The sequence below is a fragment of the Bradyrhizobium sp. BRP56 genome (assembly GCF_020194035.1).
GTDB classification, from domain to species: Bacteria; Pseudomonadota; Alphaproteobacteria; order Rhizobiales; family Xanthobacteraceae; genus Bradyrhizobium; species Bradyrhizobium australafricanum.
Window position 1 is genome coordinate 1 of record NZ_JADYVV010000024.1, and the last position, 19,594, is coordinate 19,594.

17 protein-coding genes are annotated in these 19,594 nt (G+C 65.4%); 6 read left to right on the forward strand and 11 right to left on the reverse strand.

The window, feature by feature from the left end; genetic code table 11:
- Positions 1 to 300: 300 nt before the first annotated feature.
- The gene (galU, locus tag I6F38_RS18185) at positions 301 to 1,176 is read right to left on the reverse strand and encodes a UTP--glucose-1-phosphate uridylyltransferase GalU (protein WP_028334743.1); all 876 of its coding nucleotides are present in this window, start codon (positions 1,174 to 1,176) and stop codon (positions 301 to 303) included.
- Between the two features lie 223 nt (positions 1,177 to 1,399).
- Between galU and I6F38_RS18190 the strand changes: the two genes are divergently transcribed.
- Complete coding sequence (locus I6F38_RS18190) at positions 1,400 to 2,779, forward strand: lytic murein transglycosylase (protein WP_092086503.1); 1,380 nt, start codon at positions 1,400 to 1,402, stop codon at positions 2,777 to 2,779.
- Between the two features lie 325 nt (positions 2,780 to 3,104).
- Positions 3,105 to 4,814, forward strand: a complete 1,710-nt coding sequence (locus tag I6F38_RS18195; RefSeq protein WP_225161291.1) for an SGNH family hydrolase — start codon at positions 3,105 to 3,107, stop codon at positions 4,812 to 4,814.
- A gap of 234 nt (positions 4,815 to 5,048) precedes the next feature.
- Here the strand turns inward: I6F38_RS18195 and I6F38_RS18200 are convergent, their stop codons facing one another.
- Both I6F38_RS18200 and I6F38_RS18205 read right to left on the reverse strand, forming a co-directional pair.
- Positions 5,049 to 5,426: a CsbD family protein gene (locus I6F38_RS18200; RefSeq protein ID WP_050387227.1), complete on the reverse strand. Its 378-nt coding sequence runs from the start codon at positions 5,424 to 5,426 to the stop codon at positions 5,049 to 5,051.
- A 59-nt stretch (positions 5,427 to 5,485) separates the two neighbouring features.
- A complete protein-coding gene (locus tag I6F38_RS18205; protein WP_225161292.1) occupies positions 5,486 to 6,220 on the reverse strand; it encodes an SDR family oxidoreductase in 735 nt (244 codons plus the stop codon).
- A gap of 181 nt (positions 6,221 to 6,401) precedes the next feature.
- Here I6F38_RS18205 and I6F38_RS18210 point away from each other — a divergent pair, with 181 nt between their 5' ends.
- Complete coding sequence (locus I6F38_RS18210) at positions 6,402 to 7,181, forward strand: SDR family NAD(P)-dependent oxidoreductase (protein WP_225161293.1); 780 nt, start codon at positions 6,402 to 6,404, stop codon at positions 7,179 to 7,181.
- A gap of 101 nt (positions 7,182 to 7,282) precedes the next feature.
- Positions 7,283 to 8,170 (forward strand): TauD/TfdA family dioxygenase, encoded by an 888-nt coding sequence (locus tag I6F38_RS18215; protein WP_225161294.1) that lies wholly within the window; start codon positions 7,283 to 7,285, stop codon positions 8,168 to 8,170.
- Positions 8,171 to 8,625: 455 nt separating this feature from the next.
- Here the strand turns inward: I6F38_RS18215 and I6F38_RS18220 are convergent, their stop codons facing one another.
- Positions 8,626 to 9,285, reverse strand: coding sequence for a YqgE/AlgH family protein (locus tag I6F38_RS18220; protein ID WP_076824945.1), 660 nt, complete (start codon positions 9,283 to 9,285; stop codon positions 8,626 to 8,628).
- Positions 9,286 to 9,421: 136 nt separating this feature from the next.
- Here I6F38_RS18220 and I6F38_RS18225 point away from each other — a divergent pair, with 136 nt between their 5' ends.
- Together I6F38_RS18225 and I6F38_RS18230 are read left to right on the forward strand one after the other, a co-directional pair.
- Complete coding sequence (locus tag I6F38_RS18225; protein WP_225161295.1) at positions 9,422 to 10,261, forward strand: protein-disulfide reductase DsbD domain-containing protein; 840 nt, start codon at positions 9,422 to 9,424, stop codon at positions 10,259 to 10,261.
- A gap of 180 nt (positions 10,262 to 10,441) precedes the next feature.
- Positions 10,442 to 11,833, forward strand: coding sequence for an oligosaccharide flippase family protein (locus tag I6F38_RS18230; RefSeq protein ID WP_225161296.1), 1,392 nt, complete (start codon positions 10,442 to 10,444; stop codon positions 11,831 to 11,833).
- Positions 11,834 to 11,915: 82 nt separating this feature from the next.
- Here I6F38_RS18230 and I6F38_RS18235 read toward each other — a convergent pair whose 3' ends face one another.
- The 7 genes from I6F38_RS18235 to cysW all read right to left on the reverse strand — a co-directional run bounded on the left by I6F38_RS18235 (position 11,916) and on the right by cysW (position 19,588).
- Entirely contained in the window at positions 11,916 to 13,097 is a 1,182-nt protein-coding gene (locus I6F38_RS18235; RefSeq protein WP_225161297.1) for an MFS transporter, read from the reverse strand.
- Positions 13,098 to 13,121: 24 nt separating this feature from the next.
- On the reverse strand, positions 13,122 to 14,513 hold the full coding sequence (locus tag I6F38_RS18240) for an FAD-binding oxidoreductase (protein WP_225161298.1): 1,392 nt from the start codon (positions 14,511 to 14,513) through the stop codon (positions 13,122 to 13,124).
- Positions 14,514 to 14,716: 203 nt separating this feature from the next.
- On the reverse strand, positions 14,717 to 15,505 hold the full coding sequence (locus I6F38_RS18245; protein WP_137476689.1) for a 3-hydroxybutyrate dehydrogenase: 789 nt from the start codon (positions 15,503 to 15,505) through the stop codon (positions 14,717 to 14,719).
- A 12-nt stretch (positions 15,506 to 15,517) separates the two neighbouring features.
- Positions 15,518 to 16,687, reverse strand: a complete 1,170-nt coding sequence (locus tag I6F38_RS18250) for a patatin-like phospholipase family protein (RefSeq protein WP_092086525.1) — start codon at positions 16,685 to 16,687, stop codon at positions 15,518 to 15,520.
- A gap of 106 nt (positions 16,688 to 16,793) precedes the next feature.
- Complete coding sequence (locus tag I6F38_RS18255; RefSeq protein ID WP_028334729.1) at positions 16,794 to 17,291, reverse strand: CAP domain-containing protein; 498 nt, start codon at positions 17,289 to 17,291, stop codon at positions 16,794 to 16,796.
- Between the two features lie 295 nt (positions 17,292 to 17,586).
- Positions 17,587 to 18,636 carry a sulfate ABC transporter ATP-binding protein gene (locus tag I6F38_RS18260; protein ID WP_225161299.1) on the reverse strand — a complete coding sequence of 350 codons (1,050 nt, stop codon included), beginning with the start codon at positions 18,634 to 18,636 and terminating at the stop codon, positions 17,587 to 17,589.
- Positions 18,626 to 19,588, reverse strand: coding sequence for a sulfate ABC transporter permease subunit CysW (cysW, locus tag I6F38_RS18265; protein ID WP_225161300.1), 963 nt, complete (start codon positions 19,586 to 19,588; stop codon positions 18,626 to 18,628). The genes I6F38_RS18260 and cysW overlap by 11 nt, the downstream gene beginning before the upstream one ends.
- Between the last annotated feature and the right edge of the window lie 6 nt (positions 19,589 to 19,594).

Genomic DNA, 19,594 nt, shown 5'->3' on the forward strand with positions numbered 1-19,594 from the left:
CGGACCGAGCTGCCATTGGCCGATAGGCAGGCAATCTCGCATCGGTCGTCCAGAGAGAGCTGCTTGTAAGTCCGCCCCATGGCAACACCTCCTCAAGGAAGTGTTGCACTTCGTTTGTGAACTCAGGGGACCCATAACCACCGCGTTTGATTGTGAACGGGATCGTGGCTCCAGCTTCGCTCAACAACTGATGGTCAGGGTAATGGGTCCTGGTTTTCGCCATGACGACATCGAATATGTTGCGCGGTCTGCGAATCATACGTCCGCATTCTCGCGGCGAATGACAAGATGAGGCGGCCCCTACTTCTCCAGGTACTTCTTCATCTCGGCGATCAGGCCGTCGCGCAGTTCGGGGCGCTTGAGGCCGAAGGCGATGTTGGCGCGGAGGAAGCCGGGCTTGGAGCCGCAATCGTGGCGCTCGCCCTCGAACTCGACGCCGTAGAACTTCTGCGTCTTCGCAAGACCGATCATCGCATCGGTGAGCTGGATCTCGCCGCCGGCGCCGCGCTCCTGGGTGGCCAGGATGTTGAAGATCTCCGGCTGCAGGATGTAGCGGCCGGTGATCGACAGGTTGGACGGCGCGGTGCCCTGCGGCGGCTTCTCGACCATGCGGTCGACCTCGAAGATGTTGCCGGTGCGTTTGCCGACGCTGCAGATGCCGTATTGATGGGTGAGTTCGTCGGGCACCGCCTCGACCGCGATCAGGTTCGACTTGTCACCAAGCCTGCTCGCGGCGTCGATCATCTGCTTGAGGCAGCCCGGCGTGTTCAGCACCAGCTCGTCCGGCAGCACTACCGCGAACGGCTCGTTGCCGATGATATCGCGCGCGCACCACACGGCGTGGCCGAGCCCGAGCGGCGCCTGCTGCCGGGTGAAGCTCATCGCGCCGGCCTCCGGCTGGTTCTGCGCCAGGATATCCTGCTCGGTCTTCTTGCCGCGCTGCGCCAGCGTGGTGTCGAGCTCGAACATGCGGTCGAAGTGATCCTCGATGACACCCTTGTTGCGGCCGGTGACGAACACGAAATGCTCGATGCCGGCTTCCCGGGCCTCGTCGACCACGTACTGGATCAGGGGCTTGTCGACGATCGTCAGCATCTCCTTCGGCATCGCCTTGGTAGCGGGCAGCACGCGGGTACCGAGACCGGCGACGGGGAATACGGCTTTGCGGATCTTCATGGGATTATCGGAAGCCTTGAAATGGGTGGGACGGCGGCACGAAATGAATCATGCCTTTGGTACCCCGTTTTGCAGCCGCCAACAAAGGCGGATGTGTGGTGCGGCTTAATTCCGCCGTTCCCGTCAGCCAATGCGAGCCGCAACAAAATCTCGCCCTTGTTAAGTTGTTGGAAACCGTGCCGGGGCCTTCTGGAACAGCACGATTTTGACAGGCACACGACAAATGCGCGCGATGGGAACATCAAGGACCAAGCTTTTCGGCGCGAGCCTGATCGCGCTGGCCCTGCTGCTGCCCGGCAGCACGCAAGCCCAGTCGGCGGGCAACGGCCTGACCAACCTGATCGACAGCATCTTTTCCGGACCGAACGCGACGCCGCCGCAGGCCGCAACCGGACAGGACGGCGCGGCACCGCCGTGGAGCGGTGAAGACGGCGCCTCCGGCCATCCGCTGATGACCGCAGCGGCGATCCGCCAGGCCGCGTCGGACTTCCCGAACTGCGTCGCAGCGATGTGGCCAGATGCCGCACGACGCAACATCACCCAAGAGAATTTCGAGCGCTTCACTGCCGGCCTGACGCCCGATCTGCGCATCATGGATCTGATGGATTCGCAGCCGGAGTTCACCAAGGCGATCTGGGATTATCTCGACATCCTGGTCAGCGACACCAGGCTCGCCAAGGGCCGCGAGATCCTTGCGAAATACAAGCCGCAGTTCGACGCCACCGAGAAGGCCTATGGCGTCGACCGCTACATCATCGCGGCGATCTGGGGCATCGAGTCGAACTACTCGACCCAGATGGGCGATCGCAACGTGGTGCAGTCGACCGCGACGCTCGCCTGCATCGGCCGCCGTCAGGCCTATTTCAAGGACGAGTTCCTGTCGGCGCTGGAAATCCTCAACCGCGGCGACCTCAGGCCCGAGCAGATGCGCGGCTCCTGGGCCGGCGCGTTCGGCCCGACCCAGTTCATGCCGACCGCGTTCAAGCGCTATGCCGTCGATGGCGACGGCGACGGCCGCCGCGACGTCGTCGACAATCCGAGCGACCTGATCGCCTCGACCGCCAACAATCTGAAGAAGGACGGCTGGCAGACCGGCGCGAGCTGGGGCTACGAGGTCGTGCTGCCGCAAGGCCTCAATTACATGCTGGCCGACCGCGCCAAGGCCATGCCGCTGTCGCAATGGGAGCATCTCGGCCTCAAGCGGCCGAACGGCCAGCCGTTCCCGCGGCCGTCCGACAAGGCCTATCTGCTGGCGCCGGCCGGCGCCGAGGGGCCGGGCTTCCTGATGCTGCAGAATTTCCGGGTGATCATGAAGTACAACCCGGCCGAGGCCTACGCACTCGCCATCGGCCATTTCGCGGACCGCCTGCGCGGCGGCCAGCCCTTCGCGCAGCCTTGGCCGCGCCAGGAGCGGGTGCTGTCGCGCGCGGAGCGGCTGGAACTACAGCAGCTGCTGGCCCAGCGCGGCTTCTACAAGGGCACGCCCGACGGCCAGTTCGGCGGCCAGACCCGCGAGGCGCTGCGCGGCTTCCAGGTGTCGATCGGGGCACCGGCCGACGGCTTTGCCACCTCCGAGGTGCTGGAGCGGCTCAGGGGGCGGTAGGGCTGAAGCCGCAGGGCTGCCGCCCGTAGCCCGGATGCAGCGCAGCGAAATCCGGGGTTCTCGCCGTGCGGCTGGTCTGGTCCCGGATTACGCTTCGCTCCATCCGGGCTACGGCTCTCCCTCCCCTCGCAAGCGGGAGAGGGGGCACGGTTCCGTCGCCGCGACGGCCGGGCCCTCCACCCCAAAAGTAACCGTGAAATCCGATATTTGCCGCCTGCCTTGACGCCGGCCGGAGGCACCCGATTTATGGTGGAAAAGCTGCCCGCTTGCGGCCCGATTCCGCTAGTATGCTCACGTACTTCCAGATCATTTGCGACCGAACGCGATGCGAGAGCCAAAGTCCTTTTTGCGCATATTCACCGAAGCCGGTCCGCTGGTCGCGCTGACGGTGGCGCTTGCGCTGTTGATCGGCATCGCCCAGCCCGCCTCGGCGCAATTCTTCGGCTTCCCCGGCTTCGGCGGCGGACCGCCGCAACCGCAGCGCCGCGCTCCGCCGCAGCATGGCGGTGGCGGCTGGTTCGGCGGTGATTTCTTCGCGCCGTTCCAGCAGCAGCAACCGCAATCATCGCAGCCGCAGCGGCCGCGCGAGGATTTCTCGCGTGCTCCGGCACCGGCCAAGCGCGAGGCGGCCGCCGAGCGCAACGTGCTCGTCATCGGCGACGCCATGGCCGACTGGCTCGGCTATGGCCTGGAAGATGCCTATTCCGACCAGCCCGACATGGGCGTGATCCGCAAGCACAAGACGGTCTCCGGCCTGATCCGCTATCAGCCCAAGGGCGATCCGGCGGATTGGGCCGCGGCCGCGAAGGGCATTCTCGCCACCGAGAACCCCGACGCCATCGTCGTGATGCTCGGTCTCAACGACCGCACCGCGATCCGCGAATCTGTCGTGGAGAAGAAGGTCGACAAGAAGGACGAGAAAAAGGACGCGCGCGGCAAGCCCGAGGCCAAGCCGGGCGACAAGCCCGATGCCGCCGCCAAAACTGATGGCAAGCCGGTCGAGGCCGAGCCGCCGGCCGACGACGCCGACAATGATCAGCAGGCCGCGCCGGAAAAGACTGCGCGTTCGCCGAACGGCCTCTATGAATTCCGCGACGACCGCTGGGTCGAGCTCTACGGCAAGAAGATCGAGGAGTTGATCAACGTGCTGAAGAGCAAGGGCGTGCCGGTGCTGTGGGTCGGCCTGCCCGCGATCCGCGGCCAAAAGGGCACGTCGGACATGCTGTTCCTCGACGCGCTCTATCGCGACGGCGCCGGCAAGGCCGGCATCACCTATGTCGACGTCTGGGACGGCTTTGTCGACGAGGCCGGCCGCTTCATGCAGAAGGGCCCGGACTTCGAAGGCCAGCCCCGCAAGCTGCGTACCGATGACGGCGTGTTCTTCACCAAGGCCGGCGCGCGCAAGCTCGCGCATTATGTCGAGCGCGAGGTGACGCGCCTGCTTGCCGTGCGCTCCGGGCCGATCGCGCTGCCCAGCGAACCGGCGACGCCGGATACCAGCGCCGAGCCCGGCAAGCCCGCGCCGCGGCCGCTGGCAGGCCCGGTGCTGCCGCTGGTCGCCTCCACGGTCGGCACCGACCAATTGCTCGGCGGACCGGGCTCGCGGCCCGCCGCCGTCGATGCGCTCGCCGCGCGCACGCTGGTGAAGGGCGAGGCGCTGGCGCCGCCCGCCGGCCGCGCCGATGATTTCGTCTGGCCGCGCCGCGAGATGGGCCGCGAGCAAGCCAAGGGCGATGTGCCGGTTGCCGCGACCACGCCGGCCGCGCCGGCGGGCGGACCGGCCAATCCGCCGCCCTCGACCACGGCGATCGCGCCCGACGGCTCGATCATCACCGCGCCGAAGCCGCCAAGGCGCGTGTTCCGTCCGGCTCAGACGCAGGCCCAGCCGCAACAACAGCAGCCGCAGACGCAGCCCTGGCTGCGCGATCTGTTCGGGTTCGGCGCGCCGCAGCAGCGCCCGCTGGTCGCTCCGCCGCCGCGCCCGCCGCGCGGTGTCGGACAGCGGGCCGCGGTGCCCGGGAGTCCGTGGCAGTAAGGATTTCTGCCAGGCTCTTCAGACGACGAAACGGGCAGGCTCCGTCATTGCGAGCAAAGCGAAGCAATCCATCGATCCGCACGCGCGGACAGATGGTTTGCTTCGTCGCTTCGCTCCTCGCAATGACGACAGGTGGGTTTGCAAGTCAGGCGAAGCCGTAACCCGCCGATGTCTTGCGCGGCGAGATGGCGGGTTACGCTGTTGCCAACCCGCTCTGCGATTTCATCGTGTGGCTCAACCGTAATAGCGCCAGCGCGACGGCGGCGGGCGGCGCGGCTGGCGCGTCATCAGGAGCGCCAGCGCAAAGCCGATGCCGCCGGCGATCAGCAGCGATCCCAGCGGGTTCTCCTGCACCGCATGCGCCATCGCCTTTTGTCCGCTGCGAACGGTCTCGCCGCGGTGCTCATAGGCGTCCTTGGCGTAGTTGACCGCGGTGTCGGCGGCGTCGCGCGCGGCGTCCTTGGCCTGGCCGTAGAGATCCTGCACCGAGCCCGCGGCTTCGCGCGCGCGGCCCGAGGCCTGGGTCTGCGCATCGCCGGTCGCGTCGCCGACAGCACCTTCAGCCTTGCCCGCGAACTCCTTCGCCGTTCCGAAAATCCGATCCTTGTCCATCGTCACGCTCCCTGATCTGTCCGGGAGCTAACCGGGAAACGGCGCGCAGGTTCCTGCGGTTACAGGATCAGCCCGCCGTCGACGACGATGGTCTGGCCGACGATGTAGGAGGCGAGCGGCGAGGCCAGGAACAGCGCGGCGCCGGCCATGTCGGCGGGCGTGCCGAGACGCTTCAGCGGAATGCGCTCGAGCGCGCCTTCGAGACGCTTCGGATTGGCCGTCGTCGCCTTGGTCATCTTGGTGTCGACGAGGCCGGGCGCAATGCCGTTGACCCGGATGCCGTTCTCCGCCCAGGCCTCGCCGAGCGTGCGCGTCAGCCCGACGGCGCCGGTCTTCGAGGCGTTGTAGGCCGGATTGCCCATGGTGGAATGATAGGCCGCGGTCGAGCTCACGATGATCAGCGAGCCTTTGCTCGCGCTCAGCATCGCCTGGAATTTGGTCGCGCAGGCCATCAGGCTCATCAGGTTGACCTCGAGCACCTTGCGAAAACCCTCCATCTCGAATTCCCCGCGGCGGTAAATCACCGCGCCCTGCGCCAGCACCAGCACGTCGAGCCGATCGAACGACGGCTTGAAGGCCTCGATCGCCTGCGGGTTGCTGACATCGAGCTGCGCGTAGGCGAGGCCCTCGAGATGCGAGCCCTCTTCGGTGGAATAGTCGCTCGCCTGCGCACGGGTGCCGCAGATCGCGACGCGCGCGCCCCTGGCGCGGAACGCCTGCGCGATGCCGTTGCCGATGCCGCTGGAGCCGCCGACCACCAATACTTGCTTGCCGCCGAAATCGAGCTCGTTCATCGCGCGTTCCTCTCTCGTGCTGTTGTCTTGATTGAGCATGATCCTTCTCGGAAAGCCAACCGGGAAACTTGCGTTAACGCGCTGCGCGCATGCCGATATCGGATCAGTGGTTTGACGTATCTTGCGATCGGTGCCAGCGTTGCCGTCTCTCACAACGCAGAAAATCAACGGGGGGTCCGTCATGTCCGAATACAAGCAGCTCAGCCGTTCGGTGAAGGGCCTCACCGTTCTCGTCACCGGCGCCGCCAGCGGCATGGGCCGCGCCACCGCGCGGGTGTTTGCCGATGAAGGCGCCAATGTCGCGGTCACCGACCTCACCGAAGAAGGCACGCAGACGGTAGCGAAGGAGATTTCCGCAGGCGGCGGCTCGGCGAAGGCCTGGACGCTCGACGTCGGCGATCGCGACGCCATCACCAAAGTCGTCAACGACGTCGCCGCGCATTTCGGCGGGCTCGACATCATCGTCAACAATGCCGGCATCTCGGTGCGGGTGCCGATCGACGATCCCGCGTACGAGGACGCTTGGGCCAAGGGCATCGCGGTGATGCTCACGGCGCATCCGCGCATCATCCGCGCGGCACTGCCATACCTGCGCAAGTCGCGCTCGCCACGCATCGTCAACATCGCCTCGACCGAGGCGCTCGGCGCGACCGCGCTGCACAGCCCCTACTCCGCGGCCAAGGGCGGCGTCACCAGCCTGACCCGCTCGCTCGCGGTGGAACTGGGACGCGAGGGCATCACCGTGAACTGCATCTGCCCGGGCCCGATCCGCACCGCCATCACCGACCGCATCTCCGAGGAGCACAAGACGCTCTACGCCAAGCGCCGCACCGCGCTCGCCCGTTACGGCGATCCGGAAGAGGTCGCGCACATGACGCTGAGCCTGTGCCTGCCCGCCGCATCGTTCCTGACCGGCGCGGTGATTCCGGTCGACGGCGGGTTGATGGCGCGGAATGCCTGACCCGCGCACGGTCCGCGAGCGTTGACAGCGCGCGCGCGTCGAGTAGCCTTCCCGTCAAATGAAGCGGGAAAACCGCCCGCGATAGACGGGGAGATACGCCAATGACGGTCCTGATCCGGCAGCTTCACAAGCATTTCGTCGGCGAGGTTTCCGGCGTCGATCTGCGCAAGCCGCTGACGAAGCAGGAAGCGATCGACATCGAGGCCGGCATGGACAAATACGCGGTGCTTGTGTTCCACGGCCAGGACATCTCCGACGAGCAGCAGATGGCATTCGCGCTGAATTTCGGCGAGCGCGAAGATGCGCGCGGCGGCACGGTGACAAAGAAGCAGGACTACCGCCTCGCCTCCGGGCTGAACGACGTCAGCAATCTCGGCAAGGACGGCAAGCCGCTGCCGAAGGACCACCGCACCCATCTGTTCAACCTCGGCAACTGCCTGTGGCATTCCGACAGCTCGTTCCGGCCGATCCCGGCGAAATTCTCGCTGCTGTCGGCGCGCGTGGTGAACCCGAAGGGCGGCAACACCGAGTTCGCCGACATGCGCGCCGCCTATGACGCGCTCGACGACGAGACCAAGGCCGAGATCGAGGACATGATCTGCGAGCACTCGCTGATGTATTCGCGCGGCTCGCTCGGCTTCCTCGACTACACCGACGAGGAGAAGCAGATGTTCAAGCCGGTGCTGCAGCGCCTGGTGCGGACGCATCCGGTGCATGGCCGCAAGTCGCTGTATCTGTCCTCGCACGCCGGCGCCATCAGGGGCATGAGCATGCCGGAGGCGCGGCTGCTGCTGCGCGATCTGACCGAGCACGCGACGCAGCCCGAATTCGTCTATGTGCACAAATGGACGGTGCATGACCTCGTGATGTGGGACAACCGCCAGACCGTGCACCGCGTCCGCCGCTACGACCAGTCGCAGCCCCGCGACATGCGCCGCGCCACGGTGGCTGGCACCCTGCCGACGGTCGCGCAGGAAGCGGCGGAGTAGCGTGCGCGAAGGCTGTCGTAGCCAAACCACCGCTGTCGTAGTCGAACCCACAGCCGTCGTCCCGGGCAAGCCAACGGGTCGGCGCGAAGCGCCGCCCGATGACAGGCTCCGCGCGACCCGGGACCCATAACCACGGAGCGCCGTTGTTGCGCGACGCTGTGGCCCCAGCGCGGTGCCGCAACTGCATACGGTGGTTATGGGTCCCTGCTTTCGCACTAGGGCATTTACACATCTCTTCGAGGCTAGAAAACCGACTCATCATCAAGGGGTTAGCTACTAGGCGAGAGCCGAAATCGGCGGGCGCAACCCTAGTGCAGATGAGTAAGTTCTCTGCGGTTTTCGGCCAACTCTTTGAGAAGACTCCGGAAAGACTGCGGAGGATATGTATATACGCTAGTGCTTTCGCTGGGACGACACCGTGAATGTGGACAAATCGTCGACGACGTCAGCGCGGCCTACGCGTGGCCCGCGTCGTTTGACAGCATGCCGGCCTCGATGCCGATCTTGCGCAAGGCGCGCGCGTATTTCTCGTCGACGTCGGTACCGAAGATCAATTCCGGATCGGCGTCGCAATGCAGCCAGCCATTGTGCTGGATCTCGTTCTCGAGCTGGCCCGGCGCCCAGCCGGCATAGCCGAGCGCGAGGATCGCGTGCTTCGGCCCGGCGCCCTTGGCGATCGCCTTCAGGATATCGACGGTCGCGGTGAGCGAGATGCCGTCGTCGATGTTCAGCGTCGCATCCTGAATGTAGAAGTCGCTGGAATGCAGCACGAAGCCGCGGCCGGTGTCGACCGGGCCGCCCTTCATCACCTTCATCATCTCGGCATTCTCGGGCAGCTGGATCTGGTCCGACTTCTCGATGATGTCGAGCTGCACCAGTAGCCCGGGGAAATCGATGCTGCCGGCGGGACGGTTGACGATGATGCCCATCGCGCCCTCGGAGGAATGCGCGCACATGTAGATCACGGAGCGTTCGAAGCGGGGGTCGTTCATGACAGGCATCGCGATCAGCATCTGGCCGTCGAGATAGCCACCTTCGGCGGCATGGGCACCGACGGCCGGGCTTCTGCCGGCGGCGGTTTTGCGAGTCTTGCCTGTTTTGCCTTCAGGGCGCATCCGCAAAGGCCTTTCCTGCTGATTTGGCATCCTGATATCGGGTGGCGGTTCTGTCAATCAACCATCGACCGCCGTGCGGCGATGCATCACAAGCAATTCAATGGTTTGCACCGAAAGTTGCGGGTAAAGACGTCTCATGATCGTCATAGTTCCCTTGCGTGCCGCATTTGGCGTTGCCGCCCTGTTTTCCGTCGCATCTATGGCAACGGAGGTCCGCGCCGACGACGCCTCGCCGTGGCAACAGGACACGCATTCGGCGGTGCGGCTGCTCGCCGGATCGCGCAGCGGCGCGGTGCTGCTTGGCGGCATTGCGTTCCAGTTGCAGGACGGCTGGAAGACCTATTGGCGGACGCCCGGCGATTCCGGCGTGCCGCCGCGGTTCGATTTCTCCAGGTCGGATAACGTCGAGGCGGTCACCGTGATGTGGCCGGCGCCGCGGCAATTCGACGACGGCGCCGGCGGCACCTCGCTCGGCTACAAGCACCAGGTGGTGCTGCCGCTGCGCATCGTGGCGAAGAATCCCGACAAGCCGCTGGTGCTGCGCGCCGACATCAACTACGCGGTGTGCGAGAAGCTGTGCGTACCGGTGGAGGCGAAGGCCGAGCTGGCGTTCGCGAGCGTCGCCTCGACCGAGGACGCCGCGCTTTCGGAAGCGCTCAACGCGGTGCCGAAGCCCGCCAATATCGGCGACCCGATCCCGTTTTCGATCCGCGACGTCAAGCGCGACGGCAAGAACAGCGTGCTGGTCGATGTCAGCGCGCCCGAGAGCCGCGACCTCAGCCTGTTCGTCGAGGGGCCGACGCCCGACTGGGCGCTGCCGGTGCCCAAGCTCGTCGAACACGCGCCGCCGGGCGTGAAGCGCTTCACCTTCGAGCTCGACGGCCTGCCGCCCGGCGCCAAGGCCGACGGCGCCGCGCTGAAGCTGACGCTGGTCGGCGGCGACAAAAGCTACGAATTCAATATCAATTTGAATTGAGCCGTAGGGTCATTCCGGGGCGATGCAGCGCATCGAACCCGGAATCTCGAGCTCCCGGGTTCAGTGCTTCGCACTGCCCCGCGACGACCCCGAAGGGGTGCGTCGCCGAACCCAATCTTAACGTTTCGTTGATAGATTGGAGGCCATTGCCGCCACGCGGCGCTTTAGGAATTTTCCGCCTTGGCTGTGATGGAGACACAATCCGCAACCTCTGCGCCATTGGGCCGGGCCGCACGCCTGCGCGGCTTCGCCGCGCGCGCGCTCGGCGGCACCAACGAGGCGTCGGTCACCAAGCGCCTCGCCGGCATGATCTTCGTCATCCGCGTCATCAGCGCCGGCATCGCCTATCTCGCGCAGATCCTGCTGGCGCGCTGGATGAGCGGCTCGGACTACGGCATCTATGTCTATGTCTGGACCTGGGTGCTGCTGCTCGGCAGCACCATGGATTTCGGCATCGCGCCCTCCGCGCAGAAGATCATTCCGGAATACCGCGCGCGCGGCGACCTTGCGGCGCTGCGCGGCTTCCTCTCCGGCGGCCGCTGGGTGGTGCTGGCGACGTCCAGCATGGTCGCGCTGCTGCTCGCCGGCGTGATCCACCTCGCCTCGCCCTGGATCGATCCCAACGCCGTGGTGCCGCTCTATATCGGTTGCCTGACCTTGCCGCCCTTCGTCGTCGCCAACACCCAGGACGGCATCTCCCGCGCGCATGATTGGATGCAGCTCGGCCTGATGCCGCAGTTCATCGTTCGGCAGGGGCTGATCATCGCGCTGACCGCCGGCGCGCTGGCGCTCGGCCTCAATCTCGGCGCCACCGCGGCGATGATCGCGAGCGCGGCCGCGGTGTACATCGCGGCGATCGGCCAGATGGTCGTGCTCAACCGCCGCCTCGCCGCCCATCTCGGGGTGGGTGAGAAGAGCTACGACGTCAAGGGCTGGTTCGCGATCTCGCTGCCGATCATGCTGGTCGAGAGCTTCTATCTGCTGCTCGGCTACACCGACGTGCTGATGCTGCAGCAATTCCGCTCGTCCGAGGAGGTCGGCATCTATTTCGCCGTGGTGAAGACGCTGGCGCTGGTGTCGTTCGTGCACTACGCGATGGCGGCGACCACGGCCCACCGCTTCGCCGAATACAACGCGCTCGGCGACAAGGACCGGCTGTCGGCCTATGTCGCGCACGCCATCAGCTGGACGTTCTGGCCCTCGCTGTTCGCGACCGTCGCCCTGCTGGCGTTCGGCAAGCCGCTGCTGTGGCTGTTCGGCCCGAAATTCGTCGACGGCTACAGCATCATGTTCGTCGCCGCGATCGGCCTCGTGGTCCGCTCGGCGATCGGGCCGGTGGAGCGCCTGTTGAACATGCTCGGCCATCAGAGCATCTGCGCGACCGCCTATGCGGTGTCGTTCCTGATGAATGTCGGGCTCTGCATCGCCCTCGTCCCGCGCTACGGCGGGATGGGCGCCGCAGCCTCGACCTCGCTGTCGCTGACCTTCGAGACGATCCTCTTGTTCTATGTCGTGCGCTCGCGCCTCGGGCTGCACGTGCTGGCGTTCGGCAAGCGGCGGACGGCGCCGTAGCATTCGGCCGGCGCGGCATCATGCGATGCATGACCGCCGCCGGACTGAGAAACCTGCCTGACCGCGTTCAGCCTTGCGCCGGTCAGGCGCGCCTGATGTCCGCCTGCTTCCAAGAGTGGCCGGCAACCATACGGCGGAAGAACCACAGAACGGCCGGGCAAGCCAGCAGCATGGCGGCGCCGAAGTCGAGCGCCGCGCTCGCGGAGCCGACCGTGGTGGAGAGCTTTCCTCCGATCGCAGGTCCAGCCAGCATGCCGGCGTAAAAGACGGTGTAGAATAATCCCATTCCGATCGGCCGCGTCTTCTGCTCGAGCGCGCGCGCAGGCAGGCTCATGATCGGACCGGCAGGCAGGCCGCAGAGGATTCCAAGAGCAATGACGACGGGAAGCACCGTGCCGCTGCGCGACAGAAGCAGTGTCAGGAGCGCGAAGGCGATGCAACCCGTGACCAGGATGACCTCGCCGCGCTTGGTCCGATCGGCGAGGAAGCCGCCCAACGGCACCGAAAGGGCGGCGAGCCAGAGCACGATACTGATGGTTGATCCGGCTGCGGCGCCGGACCAGCCTTGCTCGACCAGCATCGATGGACCGAAACTGAAGATCATCGCAAAGCCGATGTTGTAGAGACACCAGATCAGGCCGGCGGCAATCACGGCGCAGATCGTGTCGGCGGTCAGGCTGCTAGGCTCGCCTTCAACCGCGACGGCCGCATCTGGCGCGCGATAAACCAGAGCGATGAGGCCGAGACCGATCAGGATCACCCCGGCGACGGCGAGATTGACGGCATGGAGCCCGAGCGTGGCTCCGATTGCCGGCAACAGCATGAGAGCGACTGCGATGCCGGCCGGCCATGAGTTGATGAAAATAGCCATCGCGGTGGCGATTTCCCGGCCGGCAAACCAGTCCGCGACCATCTTGGTCATCAGGACATTCAGGAGGACGCCGCCGATGCCGGCAGTCAGTCGGCCTGCGATCTGCACGCTCCACGACGTTGACGTGGTCATCAGCAGTTCGCCTGCCAGCATCATCAGGAGACCGGCAAGGACCACCACCTTGTCGCCATAGCGGCGGCCGATCGCGCCGCCAGGCAAGGCAAGCAAGGCGCCCGGCGCAAAGTAGAGCCCGATCAGAACGCCGATATCGGCCAGGCTCGCGCCCAGACCCTGGCTGAGCTGTGGCGCGATGGCCGCGACGCTCTGAAACTGAAAGGCGATGGTGGCACGAGCGACGAACAGAGCAGCAAGAATGGTCCAGCGGCTTCGCATTTGGATTTTCTCCGATGCCCAGAACTATGTCGTCGGCTTGATGTTCTGGTTCAGGCGGAAGAAATTCGTCGGATCGTATTTGTTCTTGAGTGCGACGAGACGTGCGTAATTTTCGCCGTAGGCGTCGCGCACCCGGTCTTCGCCCTCGTCCCCCAGGTTGTTGGCATAGACACCGCCGGTCGAATAGGGCCTGACGGCACTCCACAGCTCGCGCGCCCAACGCATGTTCGCCTCGTCACCGGCTGGATCGTCCCAGATCGCCACGGGAAAACAGTCGAACGCCGCATCACGGTTTGCGTAAGGCGAGCCCGACACCGGAACCCGTGCGATTGCGCCGCCGACATGCTGGAGAACCAGCAAGGACGAGGTGTTGGGGGCTCTCGCATAGGCGTCGAGCAGCGCGTCGATCGCGCCTGCACCGATCTCGCGCAGAAATAGCGCCTTCCAGTAATAGCGACGTCCCCGCGGAAACAGGGCATCGCCGCCTGACTGAATCTCGAGATAGGGAACGGTTGCGAGGCGCGTCTCGACGGGCGAGCCGAACTTGACGATCGGCGACAGGGCGCGCTCACCGTCATGATGCGAGCCGACATAGCAACCGGAGATATTGAAGAACCGGTCGCCCGACGGCAGCGTCACAAGGGCGGCATCGACGTTGACCTCATCGGCAGCGTTGCGGGCGAATTCATCGTAGAACTGCATGGCCTCGCGCGCCTGATCGTAAGGATAAAGCGCTGACGCGACGGGCAACGACGTGCCGATCGCATGCAACTGGTATTCGAACGCAGTCACGATGCCGAAATTGCCACCGCCGCCTCTCAAGCCCCAGAGCAGGTCGGGGTGTTCGGTCGCGCTGGCCCTTAAAACCTGTCCCTCGGCTGTCACCACTTCGGCGGCAATCAGGTTGTCGCAGGTCAACCCGTATTTTCGCCCGAGCTTGCCGAAGCCGCCGCCAAGCGTGAGCCCGGCGATGCCGGTGTCGCTATTGACCCCCATGGTGGTCGCCAGGCCGTGCGCCTGCGTGGCACGATCGAATTCGCCGAGATCGAGGCCGGCCTCCGCGCGCGCGGTGCGCCTGACCGGATCGACATCGATGCGTTTCATCCGCGACAGGTCGATGACCATGCCGCCGTCACAGACCGAGAGGCCGGCGACATTGTGGCCTCCGCTGCGAACGGCCACCGGGAACGTGCGGGACCTCGCGAACGTCACCGCCTCGACCACATCCCGGGTATCCGCGCAGTAGGCGATCATGGCCGGCCGCCTGTCGACGGCGCCGTTCCAGACCTTGCGCGCCTCGTCGTAACCGGCGCTCCCGGCGAGGACCACCTCCCCCTTGAGCCGTAGCTGGGAGCTGGGCCGAAGCTCGGAATGCGGTTCGCCCATCACCAAGTTATTTGCCTGCCGCTGCTCCATCCGATTTGCTCCTCGCCAGGAATGCCCATGCCATCATCCCACGGCGCGCCAAATCGTCCTGAATCCGATCGGAAAAAGTTGCAAAATTTCGCCAAAAGCGATGGCTCCAGGCGATGGCGACGCCTGCAGCCCCAAAACAAAAGCCGGCCCTGATCCAATCAGGGCCGGCTTGTTTCTTAGGCCGCCAAATCCCGCCGGAAAAATTACTCCGCGGTCCAGCCGCCGTCGATCGAGTAGTTGGAGCCGGTGATCTGCGCGGCGTCGTCGCTGCACAGGAACAGCGCAAGCGCCGCGACCTGATCGGAGGTCACGAACTCCTTGGTCGGCTGGGCGGCGAGCAGCACGTCCTTGATGACCTGCTCCTTGGTCATGTTGCGCGCCTTCATGGTCTCCGGGATCTGGTGCTCGACCAGCGGGGTCCAGACATAGCCCGGGCTGATGCAGTTGCAGGTGATCTTGTGCTGCGCGAGCTCCAGCGCCACCGTCTTGGTGAGGCCGGCGATGCCGTGCTTGGCCGAGACATAGGCCGACTTGAACGGCGAAGCGACCAGCGAGTGCGCCGAGGCGGTGTTGATGATGCGGCCCCAGCCGCGCTTCTTCATGCCGGGCACCGCGGCGCGGATGCCGTAGAACGCGGACGACAGATTGATCGCGATGATCGCTTCCCACTTCTCGGGCGGGAATTCCTCGATCGGCGCAACGAACTGGATGCCGGCATTGTTGACGAGGATATCCACCGAACCGAAGGTCTTCTCGCCGAGCGCAATCATGTCGGCGATCTCGGCCGGCTTGGTCATGTCGGCCGGCGAATGCACGGCCTTGACCTTGAAGTCGGTCTCGATGCCGGAACGCTCCTTCTCGATATCGGCCGGAACGCCCATGCCGTTGAGAACGATATTGGCGCCGGCGCCGGCGAAGGCGCGCGCGATCGCCAATCCGATGCCGCTGGTCGAGCCGGTCACAACGGCGGTCTTGCCTGTCAACGTACCCATTATCGGTCGCTCCTATTTGCTTGCGGGAGGTGTGGGTTCATCCCCCGTGAGGTCGTAAGTCACCATGGTCTCCCCGGACTGCGGCCGTTCTAGCCATTCTTTGTGACGCATCGACAAATGCACGTCGCGGACGCCCGCGCCCCAGTGCTCGACCATCGCAACATGGGAGAAGTCGTAGTCCTTCGAGGAGCTCTCGTAGTTCTTGCTCTTGTAGATCAGGTGAACCACCGTGACGGTGTTCTCCTTGGACGCCTTGCGCAGCAGCTCGACCGACGGATCGTTCTTCAGGTAATCGGGCAGCTTGCCGATCAGGTCGCGCACCGCCATGCGGGCGTTGTGGATCTGCCGGTTCTTGTCGGTGTTCATCCGCGTCCGGCTGGAATAGCGGATATCCTTTTCGCGCTCGGCGGCCTCCAGCAACGTCTCCGGCAACGGCCCGCGCGCGCTGAACAGATCGACCTGGAAGATCAGCAGATCACGGTTGACCTCCTCGTCGAGCACGAAGTCGAGCGGGGTGTTGGAGGCGATGCCGCCGTCCCAGTAATGCTCGCCCTCGATGACGACGGACGGAAAGCCCGGCGGCAGCGCGCCCGAGGCCATGATGTGCTCGGGGCCTATCTTCTTGCCGAGCTTCCTGAACTCGTAATTGTCGAAATAGCGGAAATTGCCCGAGGTGACGCTGACCGCGCCGACCGACAGGCGCGTCTTCAGATCGTTGATGCGGTCGAAATCAACGAGGCGCTCCAGCGTCTTCTTCAGGGGCCCGGTGTCGTAATAGCTCAGCGATTGCGAGCTGCCGGGCGGCCACAGCGGCGCCGGCGGAATCCGCGGCGTGAAGAAGCCGGGCACGCCGAAGGTCGCGATGATGGCGGCGCTGGTCTCGTTGAACAGCGAGCGGGCGCGTTCATGCTTCGAGACCGGATTCCAAGGCACCGGCGCCGACACCATCTCCCAGAATTCCTTCAGCCGCGGCACGCGCTCGGCCGGCTCGTTGCCGGCGATGATCGCGGCGTTGATGGCGCCGATCGAGATGCCGGCGATCCATTCCGGCTCGAAGCCTGCGTGGCAGAGCGCCTGAAAGGCGCCGGCCTGATAGGAGCCGAGCGCGCCGCCGCCCTGAAGAACCAGCACGCGCTGCGCTTGCGCCGGCGTCGAGGCAGGCGCGGTGTCGGAAGTATCCATTCGTAACCGTTCGCTCAAAAACGACTTGAGCCGCAACCGTGGCGACAGTTCGCCGCGGCGTCAATCAGCGAGATTATGGGGTTAGATCACGCGGAATTTATCGAGATCAGGTTGCCGCCAAAATGAGCGTCCAGAACACCTTGTACTTGGTGTTGGGAGCATAGACGGCCGCGATGCCCATTTTTGTGACACCGCTCTTCAGCATATTGGCCTTGTGCGGCGGTGAATCACGCCAGCCCGAAAAGGCTTCCGCCAGCGTGTGATAGCCGGCCGAGATGTTCTCGACCGCGACGGTGGCGGGATAGCCTCCGGCCTGCAGCCGCTTGCCGAGCGGGGCCTTCACGTCGTGGTCCATCTTGTTGCGGGCGGCCATCGCCTGCGACTGCTGCTCGGCGAGCTTGGTCAGGTCCGGATCCACCACGACGGTGCCAAGGCCATTGTTCTGGCGATACTGCGAAAACATGATCGCGGCCGCCTGGCTATCCAGGACAGCGCCGGGTTGGGCCATGTTGAGATACATGGTCGGTTCTTCCGGGATTTTGGTGTCCGTGCCGCAGCCGGCAAGCAGCAGAAGCCCGAACAGGGCGACCGTCGTCCGTTTCACTGTAAGAAAACCCCCAAAGATTGGCCCGCCGTTGTTGCATACCAACCGTGGCTGAATGGTGAACAGGGGCTAACTTTTGGCTGCGAAATGCCGTCATTCCGGGGCGCGAAGCGAGCCCGGAATCTCGAGATTCCGGGCTCGGTCCTACGGACCGCCCCGGAATGACAGGTGGGATTGTTGGCCCCGTAGCCCGGATGGAGCGGAGCGCAATCCGGGGCGGCCCATCCGCGGAGCGAAGTCCCGGATTTCGCTGCGCTTCATCCGGGCTACGGGCACTCCACGCGGGGCTACCTCCCTACTCCTGGGCGGCAAAGATCCGGTAGCGGCGGGGCTGCAGGGAGACAATTTCGCCGGCCTGGAGCTCGCGGTCGCGGGGGGCGTCGATCTCGATCACGGTCTTGCCCTCGCTCCCCGACAGGGCCACCTCGGCGCGCTGGATCGGACCGAATGAACGGACATGCCGGATGGCGCCTTCCAGGGCGCCGGTTCCGGCCGGGCCGACCGCCATGTCGTGGCGGCGGACGAACAGTTTTGCCGCGCCCGATGCCGCGCCGAGCGCCGGAATGTTCAGGGGACGGCCGTCCAGCCGCACCGCATCGCCGGCGACGTCGACCGGCAGCACGATGGATTCGCCGATGAAGCCATGCACGAAGGCGGTCGCCGGATTGTCATAGACCTCGCCGGGCGAGCCGATCTGCTCGATCTTGCCCTTGTCCATCACCACGACGCGGTTGGCGACTTCGAGCGCTTCCTCCTGGTCATGGGTGACGAAGATCGAGGTGACGTGGATCTCGTTGTGCAGCGAGCGCAGCCATTGCCTGAGCTCCTTGCGCACCTTGGCATCGAGCGCGCCGAACGGCTCGTCGAGCAGGAGGATCCGCGGCTCGATCGCGAGCGCGCGCGCCAGTGCGATGCGCTGGCGCTGGCCGCCGGACAACTGGCTGGGATAGCGGTTGGCCAGCCAATCGAGCTGCACCAGGTCGAGCAGGTTCTTGACGCGGGCGCGGATCGTCGCTTCGTCCTTGCGGACCGCGCGCGGCTGCACGCGCAGGCCGAAGGCGACGTTCTCGAACACCGTCATGTGACGGAACAGCGCGTAGTGCTGGAACACGAAGCCGACCTGGCGCTCGCTGGCGCCGCGCGAGAGCGCATTCTCGCCGTCGATCGCGACCTCGCCCGAGTCAGGCCAGTCCAGGCCCGCGATGATGCGCAGCAGCGTCGTCTTGCCGGAGCCGGACGGACCGAGCAGGGCCAGCAACTCGCCGTCGGCGACCTTGAGATCGACATTGTCGAGCGCGGCAAAGCTGCCGAACGTCTTTACGATATTCTTGACTTCAATCGCCATCGGGCACCTCTGCCTCGTCGAGCCGCCGCTCGAGAACGGTTTTCGCCACCAGGGTGATTAGCGCCAGCATCGCAAGCAACGACGCGATCGCGAACGAGGCGACGAACTGATATTCGTTGTAGAGAATCTCGACCAGCAGCGGCATCGTGTTGGTCTCGCCGCGGATGTGGCCGGACACGACCGACACCGCGCCGAACTCGCCCATCGCGCGCGCGTTGCAGAGCAGGACGCCGTACAGCAGGCCCCATTTGATGTTGGGCAGCGTGACGCGGAAGAAGGTCTGCAGGCCGGAGGCGCCGAGCGAGATCGCCGCCTCCTCTTCCTGGGTGCCCTGCTCCTGCATCAGCGGGATCAGCGCGCGCGCCACGAACGGGAAGGTGACGAAGATCGTCGCCAGCGCGATGCCGGGTACCGCGAACAGGATGTGGACATTGTGCGCCTGAAGCCACGGCCCGAAATAGCCCTGCGCGCCGAACAGCAGCACGAAAACCAGGCCCGAGATCACCGGCGAGACCGAGAACGGCAGGTCGATCAGCGTGATCAGGAAGGTCTTGCCGGTGAATTCGAACTTCGAGATCGCCCAGGCCGCGATCACGCCGAACACGAGGTTGAGCGTGACCGAGATCGCGGCGATCAAGAGCGTCAGCTTGATCGCCGCGAGCGCCTCAGGCTCCGCCAGCGCCGCGAGATACGCGCCGATCCCCTTCGAGAAGGCCGACGCAAACACCACGACCAGCGGCAGCACGACGAAGATGCTGAGGAAGGCGATCGCGAGCGCGATGATGATGAAGCGGATCGGGCCGGGCTCGGTGCGCAAATTGCGCTGCGCCGTCCCCGGCTCCGCACGACCGATCTCGAGCCGCGGCGCCGGCGCCGCGACGTTGACATCGGTCGCGGGTGCGTAGGTCCGCAGTTGCGTGGTCGAGGTCACCAATCCCGTCTGCATCGACATCTCGAC

Bases quoted from the DNA above. Each gene is read 5' to 3' on its own strand.
- galU (WP_028334743.1), bottom strand. From the start codon at position 1,176: ATGAAGATCCGCAAAGCCGTATTCCCCGTCGCCGGTCTCGGTACCCGC.
- I6F38_RS18190 (WP_092086503.1), top strand. From the start codon at position 1,400: ATGCGCGCGATGGGAACATCAAGGACCAAGCTTTTCGGCGCGAGCCTG.
- I6F38_RS18195 (WP_225161291.1), top strand. From the start codon at position 3,105: ATGCGAGAGCCAAAGTCCTTTTTGCGCATATTCACCGAAGCCGGTCCG.
- I6F38_RS18200 (WP_050387227.1), bottom strand. From the start codon at position 5,426: ATGGACAAGGATCGGATTTTCGGAACGGCGAAGGAGTTCGCGGGCAAG.
- I6F38_RS18205 (WP_225161292.1), bottom strand. From the start codon at position 6,220: ATGAACGAGCTCGATTTCGGCGGCAAGCAAGTATTGGTGGTCGGCGGC.
- I6F38_RS18210 (WP_225161293.1), top strand. From the start codon at position 6,402: ATGTCCGAATACAAGCAGCTCAGCCGTTCGGTGAAGGGCCTCACCGTT.
- I6F38_RS18215 (WP_225161294.1), top strand. From the start codon at position 7,283: ATGACGGTCCTGATCCGGCAGCTTCACAAGCATTTCGTCGGCGAGGTT.
- I6F38_RS18220 (WP_076824945.1), bottom strand. From the start codon at position 9,285: ATGCGCCCTGAAGGCAAAACAGGCAAGACTCGCAAAACCGCCGCCGGC.
- I6F38_RS18225 (WP_225161295.1), top strand. From the start codon at position 9,422: ATGATCGTCATAGTTCCCTTGCGTGCCGCATTTGGCGTTGCCGCCCTG.
- I6F38_RS18235 (WP_225161297.1), bottom strand. From the start codon at position 13,097: ATGCGAAGCCGCTGGACCATTCTTGCTGCTCTGTTCGTCGCTCGTGCC.
- I6F38_RS18240 (WP_225161298.1), bottom strand. From the start codon at position 14,513: ATGGAGCAGCGGCAGGCAAATAACTTGGTGATGGGCGAACCGCATTCC.
- I6F38_RS18245 (WP_137476689.1), bottom strand. From the start codon at position 15,505: ATGGGTACGTTGACAGGCAAGACCGCCGTTGTGACCGGCTCGACCAGC.
- I6F38_RS18250 (WP_092086525.1), bottom strand. From the start codon at position 16,687: ATGGATACTTCCGACACCGCGCCTGCCTCGACGCCGGCGCAAGCGCAG.
- I6F38_RS18260 (WP_225161299.1), bottom strand. From the start codon at position 18,636: ATGGCGATTGAAGTCAAGAATATCGTAAAGACGTTCGGCAGCTTTGCC.
- cysW (WP_225161300.1), bottom strand. From the start codon at position 19,588: ATGTCGATGCAGACGGGATTGGTGACCTCGACCACGCAACTGCGGACC.